This is a genomic window from Micromonospora sp. NPDC047644, assembly GCF_040704315.1.
Classification (GTDB): Bacteria; Actinomycetota; Actinomycetes; order Mycobacteriales; family Micromonosporaceae; genus Micromonospora.
The window spans coordinates 116,411-136,334 of record NZ_JBEYSY010000001.1 but is presented as its reverse complement, the minus strand read 5'-3'; the positions used below and the strand labels follow the sequence as shown (position 1 = coordinate 136,334).

Here is a 19,924-nt window from a genome sequence, read left to right as displayed (position 1 = left end):
GAGCCGCGCCCCTTGCGGCTGGCGGTCCCGGGCTCGGGTCGCGCGCACGTCATGATCTCCGATGTTGTGCGCGGTGTGTGCTCTCCAGCGGATGCCAACCCGGGTGAACCGGTGCCAACACGGGTCACCGCGGCCGACCGCCGGTCGCAACCCGGGTTTCGTGTGCTCCGGCTGTGGTCGTGGGCTGGGAGAACGGCGGTCCGGGGAACGTGGGTGAACGTGGGCCACTCCCTGCCACCCCAGGTGAACCCCAGGTCGCTAGACTAGGCGCTCGCGCCCCCGTAGCTCAGGGGATAGAGCATCGGTTTCCTAAACCGTGTGTCGCAGGTTCGAATCCTGCCGGGGGCACCAGGCGAAACGCGGATCACCTCGATGATCTGGCACTTCGCGTGGCCCCGCCGCTTCCGCAGGAAGCGACTTCCTCCGCGGCTTCTCCGTGAGTTGCCAGGGGCTCTGGTGTGCCGTGCGCGCCGGCAAAGTCAGCGGGCGACGACCGCGCCAGCCTGATCAACCGAGCCCTCGCGATCGGTCAGCCGCCTCGCCGCGAGCGCTGAGGAACGGCGACTGAGGTCCTACCGGTGTCGCGACGTAGACGACTGACGGTCCGGCGACGACGTTGCCGGGCGCTCATCGAAACGTGATGATCACGATCCCGCCTGAAGCACTAGGGTAAGGGGGTGCCTTCGGTCAAACCCCTTACCTCTTGGGTCGGGCGCGTGGCCGCGTTGCTGGGCATCGTGCTTGTGGCGCTCACCCTGCGCCAGACAGTTGCGGTGATGTCGCCGATCCTCGACGACGTCCGGGCGGACATCCCGATGTCGAACATCGGAGTCGGGCTGCTCGGCACGATGCCACCGATCCTGCTGGCGGTATCGGGTTTCGTCGCGCCGCGCGTCGCCCGCGGCATCGGCCTCGCCGGCGGCATCGTGCTGGCGCTGCTGTTCATGACCGTCGGCCATCTCGTGCGCGCAGTCGCCCCGGGCTACGCGGTGCTGCTCATCGGTAGTGTCGTCGCGCTCGCCGGCACGGGCATCGGCAATGTGCTGCTGCCGCCGATCGTGCGGCGCTACTTCCCCGACCGTGTAGCGCTGCTGACCGCCGTCTACGTCTGCATCCTGGGCGTGAGCACAGCCCTGCCCGCCGCGGTCGCCGCTCCGGTCGCCGAGCAGGTCGGATGGCGGTTCTCGCTCGGCATATGGGCGGTGACCGCGGTGGTCGCGCTCGTCCCGTGGCTCGTCATCATCGCGCGGGAGCGCCGCGCGCGACTCTCTGACGCCGACGCCGACGCCGACGCCGACGCCGACGCCGACGGGTCTGCGCCCACCACCCTCGTCACGCGACTGTGGCGTTCACGCGTGGCCCTGTCGATCACCGTCTTGTTCTCGACCAGCACGATCCTCACCTACGCGTGTTTCGCGTGGCTGCCCGAGATTCTCGGCGACATCGCCAGCTCGACGCCGACCGAGGCCGGAGTGCTGCTCGCCGTCACCGGCATCATCAGCGCGCCCATCGCGCTCGTAGCGCCCCTGCTCGTCGCGCGGCTGGGCGCTGTCAGCCGGCTGATCGCCGCCGGTGCCGCCAGCTTCGTGCTCGGCTACCTCGGCCTGCTGCTCGCGCCCGCGACACTCACCCTGCTCTGGGTGCTGCTCATCGGCTCGGGGTCGATCCTCTTCCCGATCAGCCTCATACTCATCAACGATCGCACCCGAACCCAGCGCGGCACTGTCGCGCTGAGCGGCTTCGCGCAGGGGGTCGCGTACGCGCTCGGCGCGCTCGGTCCGCTGCTCGTCGGGCTGCTGCACGACGTGAGCGGCGGATGGACCGTGCCGCTGCTGTTTCTGCTCGCCGTCGCGCTCGTGGCGGCCATCCCGGCGATCACGCTGGCCAAGCCCGCGTTCGTCGAGGACGAGCTTGCCCGCTCCAGCCGAGAGTCGTGATCACGGTTCGGTGGGCGTCTCTTCGCCTTCTCCAGGCGCGCCCTCCGGCACCCCGCTCGATCACCGCCCGTGATCTAATACCACGACATCGGTTAGTTGCCTAAGAGCAATCGTCCTCAATGGAGGATGCTGCGCATTCGACGCCGACGGGGCAGACCATCCAGTGATCTCGATGGGAGCCTTCCCGTGCTTTGCCATGACTACGGGGAGGTTCGGTAGTGCGCGTTCTCAGAGTGTTCACGGTCGCGGCGGTTTCCGCCGCGACCGTTCTCATGCCGGTGACCGGGCCGGCGCTCGCCGCTCCGGAGAAGGCCCCCAAGGCCACCCCGGTGCAGCCCGGCTCGCCGGGCTCCGGCCGTCTCGCGCTCGGCCCCAGCAACGGGACGCTCGCGATGGTCCCCGGCGCGGTGGAGGTGCCCAAGGGAACGGGTGCCGGTACGAACGCGACGTTCACCACGTTCGACCTGTCCGACCGGGTGGTGCTCCAGGTCCACGCCGGCTCCGGCAACCTCCTCCTGCGTACCACCGACCTGGTGCTGCCGGGCATCAGCACCAACGTGGTGCTGGGTGCGGCGTTCAACAGCCTGCTGGTCGGCAGCGACATCGAGACCGGCGCACACGGGCGCGGCTGGCGGTCGCGCACCGGCCCGGACGTCAAGCTCATCAAGAACGACGACAACTCGGTGACGTACGCGGCAGCGGACGGGCTGGTCGGCACGTTCACGCCGGTCAGCGGCGGCTACGACACGCCCAAGGAGTTCAAGGGCACCCTGAAGCAGGACGGCTCGGGCTGGAAGTTCACCGAGAACAATGGTGGACGCGACATGTACTTCACCTCGTCCGGGCTGCTCGACAAGGTCGAGGACCGCAACGACAACGTCATCGACTACCAGTACAACAGCTCCGGCGAGCTGACCAAGGTGGTCACCGACCGGGGTTCCACCGGCGCGCGCACCGCTGTGGTGACGTACAAGAACGGTCGGATCCAGCGACTCCAGCAGGCGGTCGACGCCTCCAACTCGCGCCAGGTCATCTACTCGTACAACAACGCGGGCAACCTGACGCAGATCATGCCCACCTCCGGGCGCGCGGTGAAGTTCGCCTACGACTCGTCCCAGCGGGTGAAGCGGATCAGCACCGGGTTCTCCTCCGAGCCGGGCACCGAGACCCGGGTCGAGTACGACAGCCTGCACCGCGTCGCCGCGGTCGTCCGCGTGCTGGAGAACGAGTCGGTGGACAACCCGGACGGCCGGCTCGCGATCACCCGGTGGGGGTACACGTCGTCCACCGAGGTGCAGGTGGCCGACCCGAACACCGACATCACCAAGCGGGTGTCGGATGTCGCGCACACCACCTACACCACCGACAGTGACAAGCGGATCACCAAGGCGGTCGACCCGGACGGCAACGAGCGCAGCCGCTCCTACACCCCGTACCACGACGTGGCGACCTCGACCGACGCGATGGGGCAGAGCGTCGGCAACAAGTACGACGCCAACAACGGTCAGTCGCTGACCTCCACCACCACGCCGACCGGCGCGTCGAGTTCGGCGGCGTACAACAACGCGGCCACGTCGTCCAACCCGACCGCCGGCTACCAGCCCTCCAGCGGCGGGGACGCGCAGAAGAACCAGAGCTCGTACTCGTACAACGGCGCCGGCAACAAGATGTCGGCCAAGAACGCCGAGGCGGCCGAGGCCAAGGTCGACTACAACAGTGACGGCACTGTGAAGACCGCCACCGACCCGGCGAACACCGGCAACCCGACGAACTACGCGTACAACAGCGACAAGCAGCTCATCACGATCACCCCGCCCACCGGCAACAGCCTGGCCAAGCGGGAGTTCACCTACGACGCGTTCGGCCGGGTGCGTACCGCTAGCGACGGCGGCGGACGGGTCACCACCAACGAGTACGACACCGACGACCGCCTCGTTCGGACGACGTACTCCGACGACACGGAGTCGATGGAGTACGAGTACGACGGCTCCGGCAACCTGGTCGAGCGCACCCGCGGCAAGAGCGAGACGTTCGTCTTCGACCGGCTCAACCGACTCGTCCAGCGGGGGCCGGACTACTACCTGACGCAGTACACGTACGACCCGGCCGGCAACCTCACCAAGCTGCACGGTGACTACCGGGGCGACACCGTCTACTCGTACGACAAGCGCAACCTGCTCAAGAAGATGGAGGTCGACGGCGCGACCTACACCTTCGAGTACGACAAGGAGGGTCGACGCACCGACACGAAGCTCAGCGTCGAGGACGCCGGACCGGCCACCACCGCGCACACCAAGCTGACCTACGACAAGTCGGGCCGCATCACCCGGACCACGAGCAAGCGGTGGGAGCGGGTGAACAACGCTGACCAGGAGTTCGTCACGTACGACGTCTCGTACTGCTACAGCAAGCGGGTCGGCACCGCCGCGTGCAACACCACCGACACGACCCAGGACAGCTCCCTGCGCCAGTGGCAGACCGAGCACCACCGTGGTGGTGTCGTGCAGGTTTACACGTACGACAAGGCGAACCGGCTGACCAAGGCCACCAACCTGGCGCCGGGTACGTTCGACTACACCTATGACGCGAACGGCAACCGCACCACCGTCAAGGTCAACGGCACCGAGACGCAGCGCCTGACGTTCAACTCCGCCAACCAGATCACCTCCAGCGGCTACTCGTACGACGGCGCGGGCAACCAGCTCAACGGCTCGGCCACCCGGAGCACCGACTACAACGCGGCCGGACAGACGATCGGCAACCGGACCAGTGGCAACAAGGACGCCTACTTCCACTACCTGACCGGCGACCAGTCCGAGCTGCAGTCCGTCTGGGTGGACGAGGACGACAACGACCAGATGTACTTCGCCTGGGGTCGTGGCTCGCAGGGCGGCACCTCGCTGGAGGACTACCAGGCCGTCGACGGTGACACCCACTACCTTGAGCGGGACGGCACCGGCGCGCTGGTGGGTGTGCGGGTCGCCGAGAAGAAGACCGGCAAGTGGGTGCACTACTTCCCGACGATCGACGGCAACGGTTCGGTGGTCGGCCTGACCAACCAGAACGGCACCTACGCCGGCCACTGGACCTACGACCCGTACGGCCGCACCACGAACACCACTGCCAACCAGCCGGTGGTCAACTCGTTCGCGATCGGCTACGCCGGCGGGCTCCGGCACGCCAGCACCGGGCTGACGAAGTTCGGCAAGCGGTGGTACGACCCGGAGACCGGCCGGTTCACCCAGCAGGACAGCCTCAACACCATCGGCGACCCGACGGTGGGCAACCGCTACGCGTTCGCCGGGGCCGACCCGATCAACAACTCGGACCCGACGGGTCTGGTGGTGGCCAGCATCGGCTTCGAGGTCTGCTACGTCATCTGCGCCGGTCTGAACTACGAGATCGACGACCAGGGCAACCAGGGCGTCACCGGCACCATCGGGGTCGGCGCCGGTGGTGGCTTCAACAGCGAGATCGGTGGCGGCACCGTCGAGGAGGGCGTCAGCGGATACGGACAGTGTCACGCTGGGCCGTTCAACGCCAACGTCGAGGAGTCCGCGGCGACCGGTGAGGACGAGTACAGCGCCTCGGTCAGTCCGGGCAGCACCGGAGCGGGTTGTTCGCTGGGCATTTCGGGAACACAGAAGTTCTGACCCGCACCCTCCTCATCGGACGGAGATGGACATGCTCGAAAACCTCGCCGTGGTTGGCGGACCGAAGTCACCAGTCGCCACACCTGTGCTGGTCGGTTTCTTCGTCCTCGTGGCGGTCGCCATCGTGGTGATCCTGTTCCTGCGTTCGCGTAACAAGTAGCACGCACGATCCGGGCCGGCCGGTCACGACCGGCCGGCCCGGCACACTCACGGGGGGCCGGCACATGCAGAAGAGAACAGCCGCGGCCATGGTCGCGGCGGTGGTCGCGATGTGGTCACTGGGCTGGGTGCTCGGCTCGTCGGCCGGCGCGGAGAATCCCGGCGCCGCGCTCGTCGTCCCCCGGATAACCGACCCGCCCGAGGTTCCGGTGCCGGCCACCGGCACCGGGCGGGACCCGCTCACCCCGGCCGAGACCGACCGGGCCCGCGAGCTGGCACTGGCCGGGCTGGCGACCGCTGGGCCGGCTGGGCCCACCGACGTCACCGGAGCGGCCGGGCCGGAGTTGTTGACCGTCCGCCGCGCGGACGGCGACGGCAGCGCACGCCGAGCCGACGTGCTCGCCTATGACTACCGTGGCGACAAGCTGGTCAAGGTCGCCGTCGACCTCACCGCCGGGCGGGTCACCGGCACGTTCGCCGCCGCCGGCATGCAGCCGCCGGCCACCCCGAGGGAGGTGGCGACGGCGGTGGACCTGCTCTGGCGGCACGACCTCGGCGAACTGATGCGCGAGCGGTTCCGGCAGGCCACCGGCGCCGCACCGGCGTCGGCGGCGGAGCTTGAGCCGGGCGCGCAGACCTACACCGGTAAGCCGTGCGCGGTGCACCGCTGCGTCCTGCTGCTCCTGCACCGGCCGGGTGAGCCCTACGTGGATCTCACCGACCTGGTCGTCGACCTGTCCGCCGGCACCGTCGTCCGTCTGCCCTGAGGAGCCCCGCGATGACCAAGCGCACCCTGGCCCTCGCCCTGTCCGCCGCGCTGTCGGTGATCCTGGCCTCCGGGCTGGCCGGTGCCAGCGCCGGCCACGCCGAGGAACCCGCCACGTCGGCCTGCGGCCCGGCGGCCACCGTCCGGGAGACGTTGCCCGGCGGCGCCCGCTGGCAGATGTGCTGGCACGTCGACCCGCAGACCGGGCTGGTGTTGGAGGACGTCCGGCTGAGCTTCCGCGGCGGCCCGGTCACCACAGTGCTGGAGTCGGTGACGCTCGGCCAGCTCAACGTGCCGTACGACACCGGGACCACCGAGTGGAACGACATCACCTCGTACGGCTTCGGCGGCGACGCGATGCAGCGTCTGCCCGAGCGCGAGTGCCCCGGCGGGTCGCGGCGGGCGGCGTACGACAGTGGCAAGGTCCTCTGCGTCGTCGCCGAGCCCACCGGCCCGGCGCAACGGGTCGCCGTCGACGGCTACCTCTACTCCCGCCAGGGAGTCGACCTGGTGCTGCGGACCATCTCCAAGGTCGGCTGGTACGAGTACGTCACCGAGTACCGGTTCGGCGACGACGGCCGGTTCACCGCCCGGCTCGGCGCCACCGGCGATCTGTCCCCGACCGACTACACCTCCGCGCGGTACGGCCAGCCGATCGGCCCGGGCACCTCCGACCACGCGGCCGCGCATCACCACAACGCAATCTGGCGGGTCGATCCCGGCCTGGGCAGCGAACGCGTCGAGCAGTTCGACACCGCGCCCACCGGGCAGCAGGGCCGTCGCTCGGCGATCCTCGCCACCACCCGCACCGCCATTCCCACCGAACGGGCGCTGACCGGCGCGAACCGCAGGTGGTGGCGCGTCGTCAGCGACGCCGCGCCGAACGCCGACGGGCACCCGCGCTCCTACCAACTCGTGACCGGCGCGAACGACGACTACGAGAGCCGGCCCGAGATGGCACCCGACCTGACCGTCACCGAGGCGCGGGCCTGCGAGAAGTTCGCCTCGTTCAACCTGGACCCGGAGTGCGCGGCCCGGTCCGTGGTGGACTACGTGAACGGCGAGACGCTCACCGACCCGGTGCTCTGGGTTCGGATCGGTTTCCACCACCTGCCGCGGGACGAGGACCAGAGCCCGATGCGCGTGCACTGGCAGGGGTTCGACCTGCTGCCCCGGGACCTGACCGCCACCAACCCGCTGGCACCGAGCGCGCGAGCGAGCATCAACGGCCGCCCCTGAGCGGGGCGGTGGGCGACTCAGGCGGCGTAGATGAGCTTGACGCCGTCCAGCCCCGGGGCGGCGGCCCGGGTTCCCGGCCACCAGCCGTTGATCAAAGCGTCGGCAGCTGTTCGGCTCGGGTGACCACCTGGTCGATGAGGCCGTACTCCCGGGCCTGCTCGGCGGTGAACCACCGGTCCCGGTCCCAGTCGCGCTGGATCTCGTCGAGGGTACGTCCACTGTGCTGGGCGATGAGCTCCTGCATCGTCCGCTTCACGTGCAGCATGTTCTCCGCCTGGATGGTGATGTCGGCGGCCGTTCCGCCCATCCCACCGGACGGCTGGTGCATCATGATCCGCGAGTGCGGTAGCGCGTACCGCTTGCCGGCCGCACCCGCGCAGAGCAGGAACTGCCCCATCGAGCCGGCGAAGCCGAGCGCCAGCGTCGCCACGTCGTTGCGGACGTAGCGCATCGTGTCGTAGACCGCCATCCCCGCGCTCACCGAACCGCCCGGCGAGTTGATGTAGAGGTAGATGTCCCGGTCGTCGTCCTCGGCGGCCAGCAGCAGGATCTGCGCGCAGATCTGGTTGGCCGACTCCTCCGTCACCTCGGTGCCGAGGAAGACGATCCGCTCCCGCAGCAGCCGCTCGAACACCTGGTCACCGAAGGTCGGCTGCCCGCCGTTGAGCATCTGCACCCCGTACCCCATCATGTACCGCCGCCTTCCGCCGTGCCGGCGGGCGGTGGGACCACCCGGTGGACCGGCCCTTCCAGCGTGCCGGCGGTCGCGACGGCCAGCCCACGGATTCTGCCGCCGGCAGATCCGCCGACGGCAGAACGGCCGGCCTACGCGGCGGTCAACCGCCGCCCGCCGACCGGGGCCGACTCCCTGCCAGCCAGGCAAGGGGTACGCGGGCCGGGGCGCGAGCCACCAGCGGAGACCGCCACGCCGACCCGCATGGTCGGCTCGCCGGCCTTGGGCACCCGCTGCAGGGGCAGCCCGCCGCCGAGCGGACCTACCAGAAGGGTGGCATTGCCGATCTCACGTCGGACCGCCTCGACGGGCTCCAGGTGGGTCAGCGCGGCGCGGGGTGCCGCCGGGAGACGGGGTTCGACCCGGCGCATGTCGTCGCGGGCCTCCCCGAGCAGGTCGGCGAGGCTGATGCCGAGCGCCCGGCAGATCGCCGCGAGCACCTCGGAGGAAGCCTCCTTGCGGCCCCGCTCCACCTCCGACAGGTAGGGCACCGACACGTCGGCCGACTCGGCCACCTCGCGCAGCGTGCGGCCCTGACGCTGGCGGTGGCGACGCAGCACCCCGCCGATGACTCGTCGCAGCAACGACATGCCGGCCTCACTTTCGCGGTCGTCGTCGGGAACACCCTCATCATGCCCGTCCCCGGCCGTCTGGGCCGACCCGTCCGGGTCCGCGCCGCTCCGACGGCGCGGACCCGGGGCGCTCACCGGCGCGGGTTGTCCGGTGTGCAACCCGGACGTGCGATCGATGCCGTACCCGCTATGTTGTGGGCGTGCAGGCGACAGCGGGGGAGCAGGTTCGACGGTGATCCATTTTCCCGCGCAGCGTCGGGGGCCGCTGAGCGCGCTGAGCCTTCGGCTCGCCGCCGCCCTGGGCCTGGTCTTCGCGGTGGTCGCCGCGGTCTACCTCGGCCGGGACGGCTACCGCGATGTGAATGAGGACGGTCTCACCCTCCTCGACTGCTTCTACTACGCGGTCGTGTCGCTCTCGACCACCGGTTACGGGGACATCACTCCGGCCGCGCCGTCGGCCCGGCTGGTCAACGTCCTCTTCATCACCCCGGCCCGGGTGATCTTCCTTATCATCCTGGTCGGCACCACCCTGGAAGTTCTGACCGAGCAGTACCGGACCGGCCGTCGCCTGTCGCGGTGGAGGAGAGCCGTGAAGGACCACGTCATCATCTGCGGCTACGGCACCAAGGGGCGTAGCGCTGTCTCCGCCCTGATGGAGAACGGTCTGGACCGTTCGCGGATCGTGGTGGTGGAGCGCAGCGCCGCCGCCCTGCGACAGGCCACCTCCGCCGGGCTGGTGGCGATCGAGGGCTCGGCGACCCGCTCGTCGGTGCTGAACGAGGCGCATGTCAAGAACGCGAAGGCCGTGATCATCGCGACCGACAGCGACGACGCGTCGGTGCTGGTCGCGCTGACCGTACGGCAGCTCACCGCCGGTCAGGTCCGCATCATCGCGGCGGCCCGGGAGGCGGAGAACGCCCCGCTGCTCAAGCAGAGCGGCGCACACCATGTGATCGTCTCCTCGGCCACGGCGGGCCGGCTGCTCGGCCTCTCCACTTCGGCGCCGCCGCTCATCGACGTGGTGGAGGACCTGCTCACCCCCGGCCAGGGCATGGCGCTGGCGATGCGTTCGGCGGAGCGGGACGAGGTGGGTCGCTCGCCGCGCGAGCTGGACTCGCTGGTGATCGCCCTGGTGCGACGGGGCAAGGTGGTCACCCTGGCCGACCGGGCCGGCGCGGTGATCGAGACCGGCGACATGCTGGTGCACGTACGCGACGACCGTCCCCAGTCGGCGACCACCGCCTGACCCTCCGCCCCCGTCGGCGGCCGGGCGCGGCCGCTGGCGTGGTGTGCCCGCCGCGCGCTGTCGGCAGAGTGACGGCTCTGCCGCCGCGTGACGGCTTCGCCGCTGGGTGAGGCCGCGTCAGCAGGTGTCGTCGGTGGCGCAGATCGCCTCGGTGCAGGTGACCGCCGTGCCGGTGGAGGCCCGGCTGAGCAGCTCGTAGAGCGTCTCCCGCTCGGTCCGATCCAGCGCGCCCAGCACCTCGTCCTCGGCGCTGGCCAGCGCGCATTCGGCCTCGCTGAGGCGTTTCGCACCGTCTTCGGTGAGTTCGACGACGTGTCGGCGGCGGTCCTCGGGTGAGCGCCGGCGCTCGATCAGCTGCTTCGCCTCCAGGTCGTTGAGCAGCCCGACGATGTTGGTGCTGTCCATTTCCAGGATGGTGGCGAGCGCCTGTTGACCGGTGCCGCCGCCGGCACGCAGCACGGTGAGCGCGACCAGATGCCGGGGGCGTAGTCCCAGCGGCGCCAGCACCGACTCCGACCGCAGTCGCATCCGCCGGGCCAGATGGTCCAGGAGTGCGCCCGAGCGGTGCTCGGAGGAATCGAGCGGCTGCGCGGACATGTGACCCAGTCTACCGAGTCTGCGGAACATCGGCCTGCTATAAATAGTTGGTGTTTCACAGACGATTACTAGAGGAGGAATAATGCATCTGCTGCATATCGACTCGAGCATCCGCGGTGACTGGTCGGTCAGCCGGCGGCTCACCGCCCGGGCGGTCGACGCATGGCGTGCGGCTCACCCGGACGGCACGGTGACCTACCGGGACCTGGGCGCGGAGCCGCTGCCGCACCTGGACTCGGAGGGCGGCCTCGCCCGGATGACGCCACCGGAGCAGCACACCCCGGCGCAGCGCGAGTCATGGGAGCTCAGCCTTCAGGTCGTCGACGAGGTCAAGCGGGCCGACGTGGTGCTGCTCGGGCTGCCGCTCTACAACTACGGCGTGCCCAGCAGCGTGAAGTCCTGGGTCGACCACCTGATCGTCGCCGGCCTCACCTACGACCCGACGACCCAGGAGGGCCTGCTCGGCGGCCGCGAGTTCGTGGTGCTGGCCACCCGTGGCGGCGGCTACGGCGAGGGCACCCCTCGCCATGGCTGGGACCACGCCGAGCAGTGGCTCCCGCACGGTCTGTCGATGACCGGCCTGGACCCGCGTTTCATCGGTACCGAACTGACCCTGGCACCGTCGGTGCCGGCGATGGCCGAGCTGATCCCGCTGCACGAGGCGAGTCTCGCGGCCACCGAGAAGGAGATCGACAACCTCTGGACGCCGGCCGGCGCCCAGCGCTGAGGCATCGTCCGTACGACGAGAGAGCGGCCGCCCCCGGATCGGGGACGGCCGCTCTCGTCAATAACGACGGGTCAGAGGATGGTCCAGGTGTCGCCGCTGCCCAGCAGGCCGGCGAGCTGCTGCTCGGGGGTCTCGGTGACAGTCGCCTTGGCGGCCGCGAGCTGAGCCTGCACCACGCTGTCGTAGGACGGTCGGTTTACCGAGCGGAACACCCCGATCGGAGTGTTACGCAGGTCCAGGCCGGGCAGCCGGGACAGCGCGAACGCGTACGCCGGGTCGGTCACCGTCGCGTCGTGCACGACGATCTCCTCCGGGCGGACCGAGCTGGTCTCCCGGACCTCCAGGCCGAAGCCACCCGGCGGGTGCACCACACAGAACTGCCCGTCCGCTCCGCCGGGCTGGCCGTTCGGCTCGCGAGCAGCGCCGAAGGTGATCGGCTGCCCGTGCTCCAGGCGGATCAGGTAGTCGTCCCGGGTCGACGGGTCCTTGAGCTGTTCGAACGCCCCATCGTTGAAGATGTTGCAGTTCTGGTAGATCTCCACGAAGGCCGAGCCCTCGTGCTCCGCGGCGGCCCGCAGCACCGACTGGAGGTGCTTGCGGTCCGAGTCGATGGTGCGGCCGACGAAGCTGGCCTCCGCCCCGAGGGCGAGCGAGAGCGGGTTGAACGGGGCGTCCGCCGAGCCGGCCGGTGTCGACTTGGTGACCTTGCCGACCTCGGACGTCGGAGAATACTGGCCCTTGGTCAGACCGTAGATCCGGTTGTTGAACAGCAAGATCTTGAGATTGACGTTGCGACGCAGCGCGTGGATCAGGTGGTTGCCACCGATGGAGAGCGCGTCGCCGTCGCCGGTGACCACCCAGACCGACAGGTCCGGCCGGGACACCGACAGGCCGGTCGCGATCGCCGGGGCCCGACCGTGGATCGAGTGCATCCCGTACGTGTTCATGTAGTACGGGAAGCGGGACGAGCAGCCGATCCCGGAGACGAAGACGGTGCGCTCCCGGGGGATGTTCAGCTCCGGCATGAACTGCTGGATGGCTGCCAGGATCGCGTAGTCGCCGCAGCCGGGGCACCAGCGCACCTCCTGGTCGGACTTGAAGTCCTTCGCGGTGAGCTTGACGGCGACGGGCTCAGACATTCTTCAGCACCTCTTCCAGCGTCGTCTCCAGCTCGGCGGCCGTGAACGGCAGGCCGCGGACCTGGTTGTAGCTGATCGCGTCGACCAGGTAGCGGGCCCGGATGACGTGGGCCAGCTGACCCAGGTTCATCTCCGGGATGACCACCTTGTCGTACGAGCGGAGCACCTCACCGAGGTTGGCCGGCATCGGCGCCAGGTGCCGCAGGTGCGCCTGGGCGATGGAGAGGCCACGCTGGCGGACCCCGCGGCACGCCGCGCCGATCGGTCCGTACGTCGAGCCCCAACCGAGGACCAGCACCCGGGCGTCGCCGTCCGGGTCCTCCACCTCGATGTCCGGCACTCCGATGGTCTCGATCCGCGCGGCCCGGGTGCGCACCATGAAGTCGTGGTTGGCCGGGTCGTAGGAGATGTCCCCGGTCTTGTCGGCCTTCTCCAGACCGCCGATCCGGTGCTCCAGGCCCGCGGTGCCGGGGATCGCCCATGGCCGGGCCAGGGTCTGCGGGTCACGCAGGTAGGGCAGGAAGGTGGTGCCGTCCTCGCCGTTGGGCTTGGTGGCGAACTCGACCCGCAGGTCGGGCAGCGACTCCACGTCGGGCAGCAGCCACGGCTCGGAACCGTTGGCGACGTAGTTGTCGGACAGCAGGATCACCGGGGTGCGGTAGGTGAGCGCGATCCGGGCCGCCTCCAGCGCCGCGAAGAAGCAGTCCGACGGCGACCGGGGCGCGATCACCGCGACCGGCGCCTCGCCGTGCCGACCGTAGAGCGCCATGTTGAGGTCGGCCTGCTCGGTCTTGGTCGGCATGCCGGTCGACGGGCCGGCGCGCTGCACGTCCACGATCACCAGCGGCAGCTCCAGCGCCACCGCGAGCGAGATCGTCTCGCTCTTGAGCGCCACGCCGGGGCCGCTGGTGGTGGTCACCCCGAGCGAACCGCCGTAGGAGGCGCCCAGCGCGGCGCCGACGGCGGCGATCTCGTCCTCGGCCTGCATCGTGAGAACGCCGAAGCGCTTGTGCTTGCTCAACTCGTGCAGGATGTCCGACGCGGGCGTGATCGGGTACGCGCCGAGGAAGACCGGAAGCCCGGAGCGGACCCCGGCGGCGACCAGCCCCAGCGAGAGAGCCGCGTTGCCGGTGATGTTGCGGTAGGTGCCCGGCTTCATCTTGGCCGGCTTGACCTCGTAGCGGACTGCGAAGTCCTCGGTGGTCTCGCCGAAGTTCCAGCCGGCCTTGAAGGCGGCGACGTTCGCGGCGACCAGCTCCGGACGGGCCGCGAACTTGCGCTCCAGGAAGCGCAGCGTCGACTCGTAGGGCCGGGAGTACATCCAGGAGAGCAGGCCGAGGGCGAACATGTTCTTCGACCGCTCGGCGTCCTTCTTGGAGACCTGGTAGGCCGCGAGCGCGCCGACGGTCATCGAGGTCAGCGCCACCGGGTGCACCACGTAACCGGCCAGCGAGTCGTCGTCCAGCGGGCTGCTCTGGTAACCGACCTTGGCGAGGTTGCGCTTGGTGAACTCGTCGGTGTTGACGATGATGTCCGCGCCGCGCGGCAGATCGGCCAGGTTGGCCTTGAGCGCCGCCGGATTCATCGCCACCAGCACGTTGGGCGCGTCGCCCGGGGTGAGGATGTCGTAGTCGGCGAAGTGCACCTGGAAGCTCGACACGCCGGGCAGGGTGCCGGCGGGAGCACGGATCTCGGCGGGGAAGTTTGGCAGTGTGGAGATGTCGTTGCCGAGCTGCGCCGTCTCCGAGGTGAACCGGTCGCCGGTCAGCTGCATGCCGTCGCCGGAGTCACCGGCGAACCGGATGACCACGCGGTCGAGTTGACGGATCTGCTTGGTCACTGTGCCACCTTCGTTCGCGACTGCGGGGCTTGCCCGGCCACGGAACCTCCTCGACGCAACGCTTCACCGCACCGCCCCAGGCTGGTCCGGCCGCTGTCGTTCCTCTCCTGAGAGCCTACGTCTAAGGGAGCCCTAACCATCCCCGGAGGTCCGCCGACTGGGACCGGATCTGTATGTGAAATGCCCGCCTTTGCGGGCTTACGCACCGCCCGCCGTAATTCAGATCACCACCCGGTCGCGACCACGACCCCGGTCGCGCGGTGCCGGGGTCGTCGATCGATCAGTCGGCGGGGTTGGGCGCGGGCTCAGGAGGTGGACCGCCGAACCGGCGGCGCAGCGAGGTCGTGGCCAGCGTGAGGGCCAGCACCACCAGCAGCGTGGAGACCGCGATCAGGATGAACGCGGTGCGCTGAACCGAGGTCAACCCGCCGTCTCCGCTCGTGGCACCGGCGGGGAGTACGCCCTGCGAGCCGGTCGGCGCGGGCGGGGAGACCACCGGCGTGGCCAGTGCGGCTGCCGCGGTGATCCGGAAGCTCATCTGCACCCGGCGGGTCGGGCCGCTGCGTGGATCGAGTTGCCCGATCACGGCACCGGACAGCGGCGCTTCCCGCTGCGCCTGCGGCGTCGCCTCCACCGGCAGCTGCACCTCGGCGGTCGTGCCCGCCAGCACCAGGCCGGCGTCGCAGCGGGTACGCGTCGGGTCGACAGCGACGCAGCCGAGCGGTGGGGTCGGCACTGTCACCCCGGCCGGCAGGACGACCTCGACCCGGCCGGCGGCGTCCACCGCGCCGGTGTTGCCCAGCCGGAGCGTGAGGGTGCTGGGGCCGCCGCTGATGTCGAAGGCCACCTCGTCGGCGGCGAGCGCGATCCCGGGCACCGGCGGGCCCGCCGGGAAGAGCACCGCGAAGCCCTGGTCGTCGGTCGCCTCCCCTGCCGCTTCCGGCGCGTCCGCGATGACCTGGACCGAGCCGCTGAGCGGCATCTGCTTCCACGCCGTGCCAGCGACCCGCAGCCGCAGCACGGTGCTGAACCGGACGCCCGCTTGGGCGGTCCAGGCACCGCACCGGTACGTCCCGCCACCGGCGGCCGCGCAGCCCTTCGTGCCGGCGTCGGTCAACCCGACGGGCAGCGTGTACGAGAGTCGGATCTGTTCGGTCGTGGTGCCGGTGTTGTGCACGGTGACCTGGAGGGTGGCCGCCGTGCTCGGCGTGTTCCAGTACTCCTCGGTGAGGCTGACGTCGCCGGTGGTGACCTGCACGCCCAGCGGGCTCTGCGGCGGCGGCGCCGAACCCGGGGCGGGCGGGCGGACCGTCGGCCCCGGCGGTGTCGGCGGGGCCGGGGGCGCCGTCGGTGGCACCGGGGGAGCCGGGGTGGGCGGTCGGGTGGTGCCGCCCGGCGCGGTCGCGGTGGTGGTCGGCACCGGCGGGATCTCCGGGGCGCTGGTCACCGGTGCCGGTGGTGTCGTCTCCGGTGGTGGCGCGGCGGTCTCGGGTGCCGGCGCGGTCGGCTCCGGTTCACCGCCCGGGTCCTCGGTCGGGGTGGGCTCCTCCGCCGGTGTGGTCGGCGGCTCCTCGCCTCCCGGCTCGCTCACCGGCTCGGCCGAGGTGGTGACCGGCTCCGCGTCCGGTGTGGCCGCGCTGGCCCAGGCCGGCCCCACGGCGAGCGCCGTGAGCAGGCCGAGCGCGAGCGCGGTCGCCAGCAGGGGCGTGGAACGCCGCCCCTCCGCCCGGTTACCGGGCGATGCCTTCACGCGGGCCATCTGTCCTCCGGTGACATGGGTGGGGGTCCAGTATTCGGTAACAGTTGCCCTGGAGCACTAGTCCCATCTGGAAACAAATCCGTAACGTGTTTGGGACGGCCCGTCCGGGCGGACGGTAGGCTGCCGACTGTGAACGGATACCTGGGCTCGTACGCGACGCTCGGGCTCCTGCTGCTCGCCAGCGTTCTCTTCTTCGTTACGGCGTTCTCGGCCAACCGGGTGTTACGCCCGGCGCGTCCGGCCGAGCCGCTCGGCAAGCGGGCCAACTACGAGTGCGGGCTCGACCCGGTCGGCGCCGACTGGGCACAGATGCAGATCCGCTACTACGTGTACGCCTACCTTTACGTGCTGTTCGCGGTCGAGGCGGTGTTCCTCTTCCCCTGGGCGGTGGTCTTCGACCGGCCGGGCTTCGGTCTGGTGACGGTGGTGGAGATGGCGGTCTTCGTGGCCGTGCTCGCACTCGGCATCCTCTACGCCTGGCGTAGGAACATCCTCCGCTGGACCTGAGCGCCACTGCCTCCGGCGATCGTGTCGGTCCCGCGGACCGTTCGCTGTCAGTCGCGGCGACGACCGGTCAGGCGAGCCCTCGGCGGGTGGCGGTGGGCGGGCGGTCGCCTCGGATCGAGGCCACCATGTCGAGCACCCGGCGGGTGGGGCCGACCTGGTGCGCCCGGAACACCCGGGCACCCAACCAGGCCGAGACGGCCGTCGTGGCCAGCGTCCCCTCCAGCCGTTCGGCCACCGGCAGGCCCAACGTCTCCCCGATGAAGTCCTTGTTGGAGAGCGCCACCAGCACCGGCCAGTCGGTCGCGGTCAGCTCGTCCAGTCGGCGGGTGATCTCCAGAGAGTGCCGGGTGTTCTTCCCGAAGTCGTGCGCCGGGTCGATGAGGATGCCGTCGGGGCGTACCCCTGCCGCCACCGCGCGCTCGGCGAGCCCGGTCACCGTCGCGACCACGTCGGCGACCACGTCGGTGAAGGCGGCCCGGTGCGGCCTGGTCCGTGGCGTCAGCCCGCCGGCGTGCGAACAGACCAGGCCGGCGCCGGTCCGCGCGGCCACCCGGACCAACGCCGGGTCGGGGCCCGACCAGGTGTCGTTGAGGAGGTCGGCGCCGGCCGCCACGGCCTCCGTCGCCACCTCGGCCCGCCAGGTGTCGATGGAGATCACCACGTCCGGAAACGCGGCGCGGACGGCGGCGATGGTGTCCACCGTGCGCCGGATCTCCTCGGCGACGTCCACGTCCGCGCCGGGGCCGGCCTTGACGCCGCCGATGTCGATGATGGCCGCGCCCTCGTCCACCGCCCGCTCCACCGCGCGCAGGGCGCTGTCGGCGGCGTAGGTGGCCCCGCGGTCGAAGAACGAGTCCGGGGTGCGGTTGATGATCGCCATCACCACCAGCTCGCCGGGGGCGAACGTGTGCCCACCCAGCCGAAGCGCCCCGGCCATGCCCGCCTCCTGCAAGTTCGCGCCGCCGCCGCCGCGTCAGCCGGTCCCGACGCTAGTCGGTCGCCCGCCCATCGTCCCGGGCGGGCGTCGGCACCGATCGTGATCGAGGCGGGTGGCGGGGTCGCTCCCGGCCGGCTGCCATGCCACGATCAGTACATGGGTCAGCTTCTGCTCCTCCTGGTCGTGGCGTTGACGGTCGCGGCGGTGATATTCGGCGTGACGGTGCTGGTCAGCGGGCGTGATCCCGGCCTGGTGCCGGCCGAGCCGGATTCGCAGGCCGTGGCGTTGCCGGGCACCCGGCCGTTGCGCGAATCCGACGTGGGGGCGGTCCGTTTCGACACCGGGTTGCGCGGGTACCGGATGGACCAGGTCGATAAGGCGTTGCGGCGTGCCGCCTACGACATCGGTTACAAGTCCGAGCTGATCGGCGTACTGGAGTCGGAGGTCATCGCCTTGCGTGAGGGGCGCACCGACGACGCGGACGTGCTGCGGCAGGCCCGCGAGCAGTCCGCCAGCAAGGTGACTCCCGCGGACGCGGCCGAGCCGGGCGAGTCGGCCGAGCCGGGCACGGACGTGCCGCTGAGCGGCGAGGCGGGTTCGGCCCCGGTCGGCTCGACGACTCCCGGCCCGTTGCCCGCCGCCAGCTCGTCCCCGGCGGATTCCGACGGGGTGGCGCCCGCCGACGACGAGTCGGCCGATCGTGCGCGGACCGCCGGCACCGACCAGCACGACGCGGTGGTTCGGTCGGAGTCGGCGTGACCGAGCCGGAGGGCGCTGACGATCTTCGCGAGGCGGCCCGACCCGGCGCGGGAGAGGTGACCGCCACAGTGATCGTCGAGGCCCCGGCGGATCGGGTGTTCGCCGCGCTGCTCGCCTGGGAACGTCAGTCCGACTGGATCCCGTTCACCCGCGTCCGGGTGGTCGAGGGCGACGGCCGTGAGGGCAGCCGGATCGAGGCGGTGACCGCGCTCGGCCGGGCGACGCTGCGCGACGAGATGCTGGTGGTGCGGGTCGACGAACCGTACGAGATCGGCGTTGTGCACCACGGTCAGCTGCTGCGCGGCCCGGGGGTGCTGCGCTGCACCCAGCTGGACCGCAACCGCACCCAGGTCGTCTGGCACGAGTGGTTCCACCTGCCGGGCGGTCGGGCCGGTCGACTGGCGTGGCCGGTGCTCTGGCCCGGCTCCAAGCTCGGCCTCACCCAGGCGCTGAAGAGGTTTGCCCGTCTGGTCGAGCAGGGCCGGCTGCCCTGACCGGGGAGCCCGGTGCGGGCTGCCAGCCCGGTGCGCGGAAGAGATGCCCGACCCGGTGCCGCCAGGTCACCGCGGCGCGCAGGTCCCGGGCGATCGAGGCGTACTCGTGGAAGGCCACCCGGACCGGGTTGTAGCTGCCGACGTTCTTGGTCAGGCCGTACACGCAACGTTCCCCTTCCGGCGCGAACGACCCGAAGAGCCGGTCCCAGACGATCAGGATGCCGCCGAAGTTGCGGTCCAGGTAGCTGCCCTGCGACGCGTGGTGCACCCGGTGGTGCGACGGGGTGTTGAACACCGCCTCGTACCAACGCGGCATCTTCTCGATCCGCTCGGTGTGGATCCAGAACTGGTAGAGCAGGTTGACCGAGCCGCAGAACGCGACAACGGCCGGGTGGACGCCGGCCAGGATCAGCGGGATGTAGAACACCCAACTGGTCAGGCCGGTCCACGGCTGGCGCAGCGCGGTGGAGAGGTTGAACCGCTGCGACGAGTGGTGCACCACGTGCGAGGCCCAGAGGATGCGGATCACGTGGTGGCCGCGGTGCGACCAGTAGTAGCAGAAGTCCTGCGCGAGCAGGATCAGCGGCCAGGTCCACCAGAGCTCGGCGACCCGCAGCGGGGTGAGCGCGTAGAGCAGCGCGTACGCGGCGGCGATCGGCACCTTCCAGAGCAGGTCGGCGAAGATGCTGCCCAGCCCCATCGTCAGGCTGGTCGCGGTGTCGGCGCCGCCGTAGCCGACCTCGTCGTCGTCGCGGTGCAGCAGGTAGGAGATTCGCTCCAACACGATGAGAAGCACGAAGGCCGGGATCGACCAGGCGATGACGTCCGGGAACTCTTTCACCGCGCGGCCTCCGCTCGCC

The 19,924-nt window shown here is 70.5% G+C and carries 18 protein-coding genes and 1 tRNA gene; 11 read left to right on the top strand and 8 right to left on the bottom strand.

What is annotated here, in order from left to right; all coding sequences use genetic code 11:
* Positions 1 to 275: 275 nt before the first annotated feature.
* The 6 genes from AB0877_RS00675 (at position 276) to AB0877_RS00650 (ending at position 7,754) form a co-directional block, all read left to right on the top strand.
* Positions 276 to 351, top strand: a tRNA-Arg gene (locus tag AB0877_RS00675).
* Positions 352 to 716: 365 nt separating this feature from the next.
* Positions 717 to 1,937, top strand: coding sequence for an MFS transporter (locus tag AB0877_RS00670; protein WP_366605384.1), 1,221 nt, complete (start codon positions 717 to 719; stop codon positions 1,935 to 1,937).
* A gap of 218 nt (positions 1,938 to 2,155) precedes the next feature.
* Positions 2,156 to 5,590 (top strand): RHS repeat-associated core domain-containing protein, encoded by a 3,435-nt coding sequence (locus AB0877_RS00665; RefSeq protein WP_366605383.1) that lies wholly within the window; start codon positions 2,156 to 2,158, stop codon positions 5,588 to 5,590.
* A gap of 31 nt (positions 5,591 to 5,621) precedes the next feature.
* The gene (locus AB0877_RS00660) at positions 5,622 to 5,750 is read left to right on the top strand and encodes a hypothetical protein (RefSeq protein WP_366605381.1); all 129 of its coding nucleotides are present in this window, start codon (positions 5,622 to 5,624) and stop codon (positions 5,748 to 5,750) included.
* 64 nt (positions 5,751 to 5,814) lie between these two features.
* The gene (locus AB0877_RS00655; RefSeq protein ID WP_366605379.1) at positions 5,815 to 6,516 is read left to right on the top strand and encodes a hypothetical protein; all 702 of its coding nucleotides are present in this window, start codon (positions 5,815 to 5,817) and stop codon (positions 6,514 to 6,516) included.
* Between the two features lie 11 nt (positions 6,517 to 6,527).
* Positions 6,528 to 7,754 carry a primary-amine oxidase gene (locus AB0877_RS00650; RefSeq protein ID WP_366605377.1) on the top strand — a complete coding sequence of 409 codons (1,227 nt, stop codon included), beginning with the start codon at positions 6,528 to 6,530 and terminating at the stop codon, positions 7,752 to 7,754.
* Between the two features lie 91 nt (positions 7,755 to 7,845).
* Here the strand turns inward: AB0877_RS00650 and AB0877_RS00645 are convergent, their stop codons facing one another.
* Together AB0877_RS00645 and AB0877_RS00640 are read right to left on the bottom strand one after the other, a co-directional pair.
* Positions 7,846 to 8,442: an ATP-dependent Clp protease proteolytic subunit gene (locus AB0877_RS00645; protein ID WP_366606149.1), complete on the bottom strand. Its 597-nt coding sequence runs from the start codon at positions 8,440 to 8,442 to the stop codon at positions 7,846 to 7,848.
* Positions 8,443 to 8,579: 137 nt separating this feature from the next.
* The gene (locus tag AB0877_RS00640) at positions 8,580 to 9,077 is read right to left on the bottom strand and encodes a helix-turn-helix transcriptional regulator (protein WP_366605375.1); all 498 of its coding nucleotides are present in this window, start codon (positions 9,075 to 9,077) and stop codon (positions 8,580 to 8,582) included.
* A 214-nt stretch (positions 9,078 to 9,291) separates the two neighbouring features.
* Here AB0877_RS00640 and AB0877_RS00635 point away from each other — a divergent pair, with 214 nt between their 5' ends.
* Complete coding sequence (locus AB0877_RS00635) at positions 9,292 to 10,305, top strand: TrkA family potassium uptake protein (RefSeq protein WP_124777438.1); 1,014 nt, start codon at positions 9,292 to 9,294, stop codon at positions 10,303 to 10,305.
* 117 nt (positions 10,306 to 10,422) lie between these two features.
* Here the strand turns inward: AB0877_RS00635 and AB0877_RS00630 are convergent, their stop codons facing one another.
* On the bottom strand, positions 10,423 to 10,902 hold the full coding sequence (locus AB0877_RS00630) for a MarR family winged helix-turn-helix transcriptional regulator (protein WP_366605373.1): 480 nt from the start codon (positions 10,900 to 10,902) through the stop codon (positions 10,423 to 10,425).
* Between the two features lie 82 nt (positions 10,903 to 10,984).
* Here AB0877_RS00630 and AB0877_RS00625 point away from each other — a divergent pair, with 82 nt between their 5' ends.
* Positions 10,985 to 11,629 (top strand): NAD(P)H-dependent oxidoreductase, encoded by a 645-nt coding sequence (locus AB0877_RS00625; protein ID WP_366605371.1) that lies wholly within the window; start codon positions 10,985 to 10,987, stop codon positions 11,627 to 11,629.
* Positions 11,630 to 11,700: 71 nt separating this feature from the next.
* Here AB0877_RS00625 and AB0877_RS00620 read toward each other — a convergent pair whose 3' ends face one another.
* The 3 genes from AB0877_RS00620 to AB0877_RS00610 form a co-directional block, all read right to left on the bottom strand.
* Positions 11,701 to 12,768 carry a 2-oxoacid:ferredoxin oxidoreductase subunit beta gene (locus tag AB0877_RS00620; protein WP_366605370.1) on the bottom strand — a complete coding sequence of 356 codons (1,068 nt, stop codon included), beginning with the start codon at positions 12,766 to 12,768 and terminating at the stop codon, positions 11,701 to 11,703.
* Positions 12,761 to 14,608: a 2-oxoacid:acceptor oxidoreductase subunit alpha gene (locus tag AB0877_RS00615; protein ID WP_366605369.1), complete on the bottom strand. Its 1,848-nt coding sequence runs from the start codon at positions 14,606 to 14,608 to the stop codon at positions 12,761 to 12,763. The genes AB0877_RS00620 and AB0877_RS00615 overlap by 8 nt, the downstream gene beginning before the upstream one ends.
* Before the next feature lie 280 nt (positions 14,609 to 14,888).
* The gene (locus AB0877_RS00610) at positions 14,889 to 16,367 is read right to left on the bottom strand and encodes a hypothetical protein (RefSeq protein WP_366605367.1); all 1,479 of its coding nucleotides are present in this window, start codon (positions 16,365 to 16,367) and stop codon (positions 14,889 to 14,891) included.
* 129 nt (positions 16,368 to 16,496) lie between these two features.
* Between AB0877_RS00610 and ndhC the strand changes: the two genes are divergently transcribed.
* Positions 16,497 to 16,874 (top strand): NADH-quinone oxidoreductase subunit A, encoded by a 378-nt coding sequence (gene ndhC / locus AB0877_RS00605; RefSeq protein ID WP_366605365.1) that lies wholly within the window; start codon positions 16,497 to 16,499, stop codon positions 16,872 to 16,874.
* A 67-nt stretch (positions 16,875 to 16,941) separates the two neighbouring features.
* Here the strand turns inward: ndhC and folP are convergent, their stop codons facing one another.
* Positions 16,942 to 17,811: a dihydropteroate synthase gene (gene folP, locus AB0877_RS00600; RefSeq protein ID WP_366605363.1), complete on the bottom strand. Its 870-nt coding sequence runs from the start codon at positions 17,809 to 17,811 to the stop codon at positions 16,942 to 16,944.
* A gap of 156 nt (positions 17,812 to 17,967) precedes the next feature.
* Here folP and AB0877_RS00595 point away from each other — a divergent pair, with 156 nt between their 5' ends.
* Positions 17,968 to 18,570, top strand: a complete 603-nt coding sequence (locus AB0877_RS00595) for a DivIVA domain-containing protein (RefSeq protein ID WP_366605361.1) — start codon at positions 17,968 to 17,970, stop codon at positions 18,568 to 18,570.
* A complete protein-coding gene (locus AB0877_RS00590; protein WP_366605359.1) occupies positions 18,567 to 19,064 on the top strand; it encodes an SRPBCC family protein in 498 nt (165 codons plus the stop codon). Before AB0877_RS00595 ends, AB0877_RS00590 begins: the two co-directional genes overlap by 4 nt.
* On the opposite strand, the gene AB0877_RS00585 is transcribed toward AB0877_RS00590, so the two are convergent.
* On the bottom strand, positions 19,009 to 19,905 hold the full coding sequence (locus AB0877_RS00585) for a sterol desaturase family protein (RefSeq protein WP_366605357.1): 897 nt from the start codon (positions 19,903 to 19,905) through the stop codon (positions 19,009 to 19,011). The two genes, AB0877_RS00590 and AB0877_RS00585, sit on opposite strands and share 56 nt — an antisense overlap.
* Positions 19,906 to 19,924: the final 19 nt, after the last annotated feature.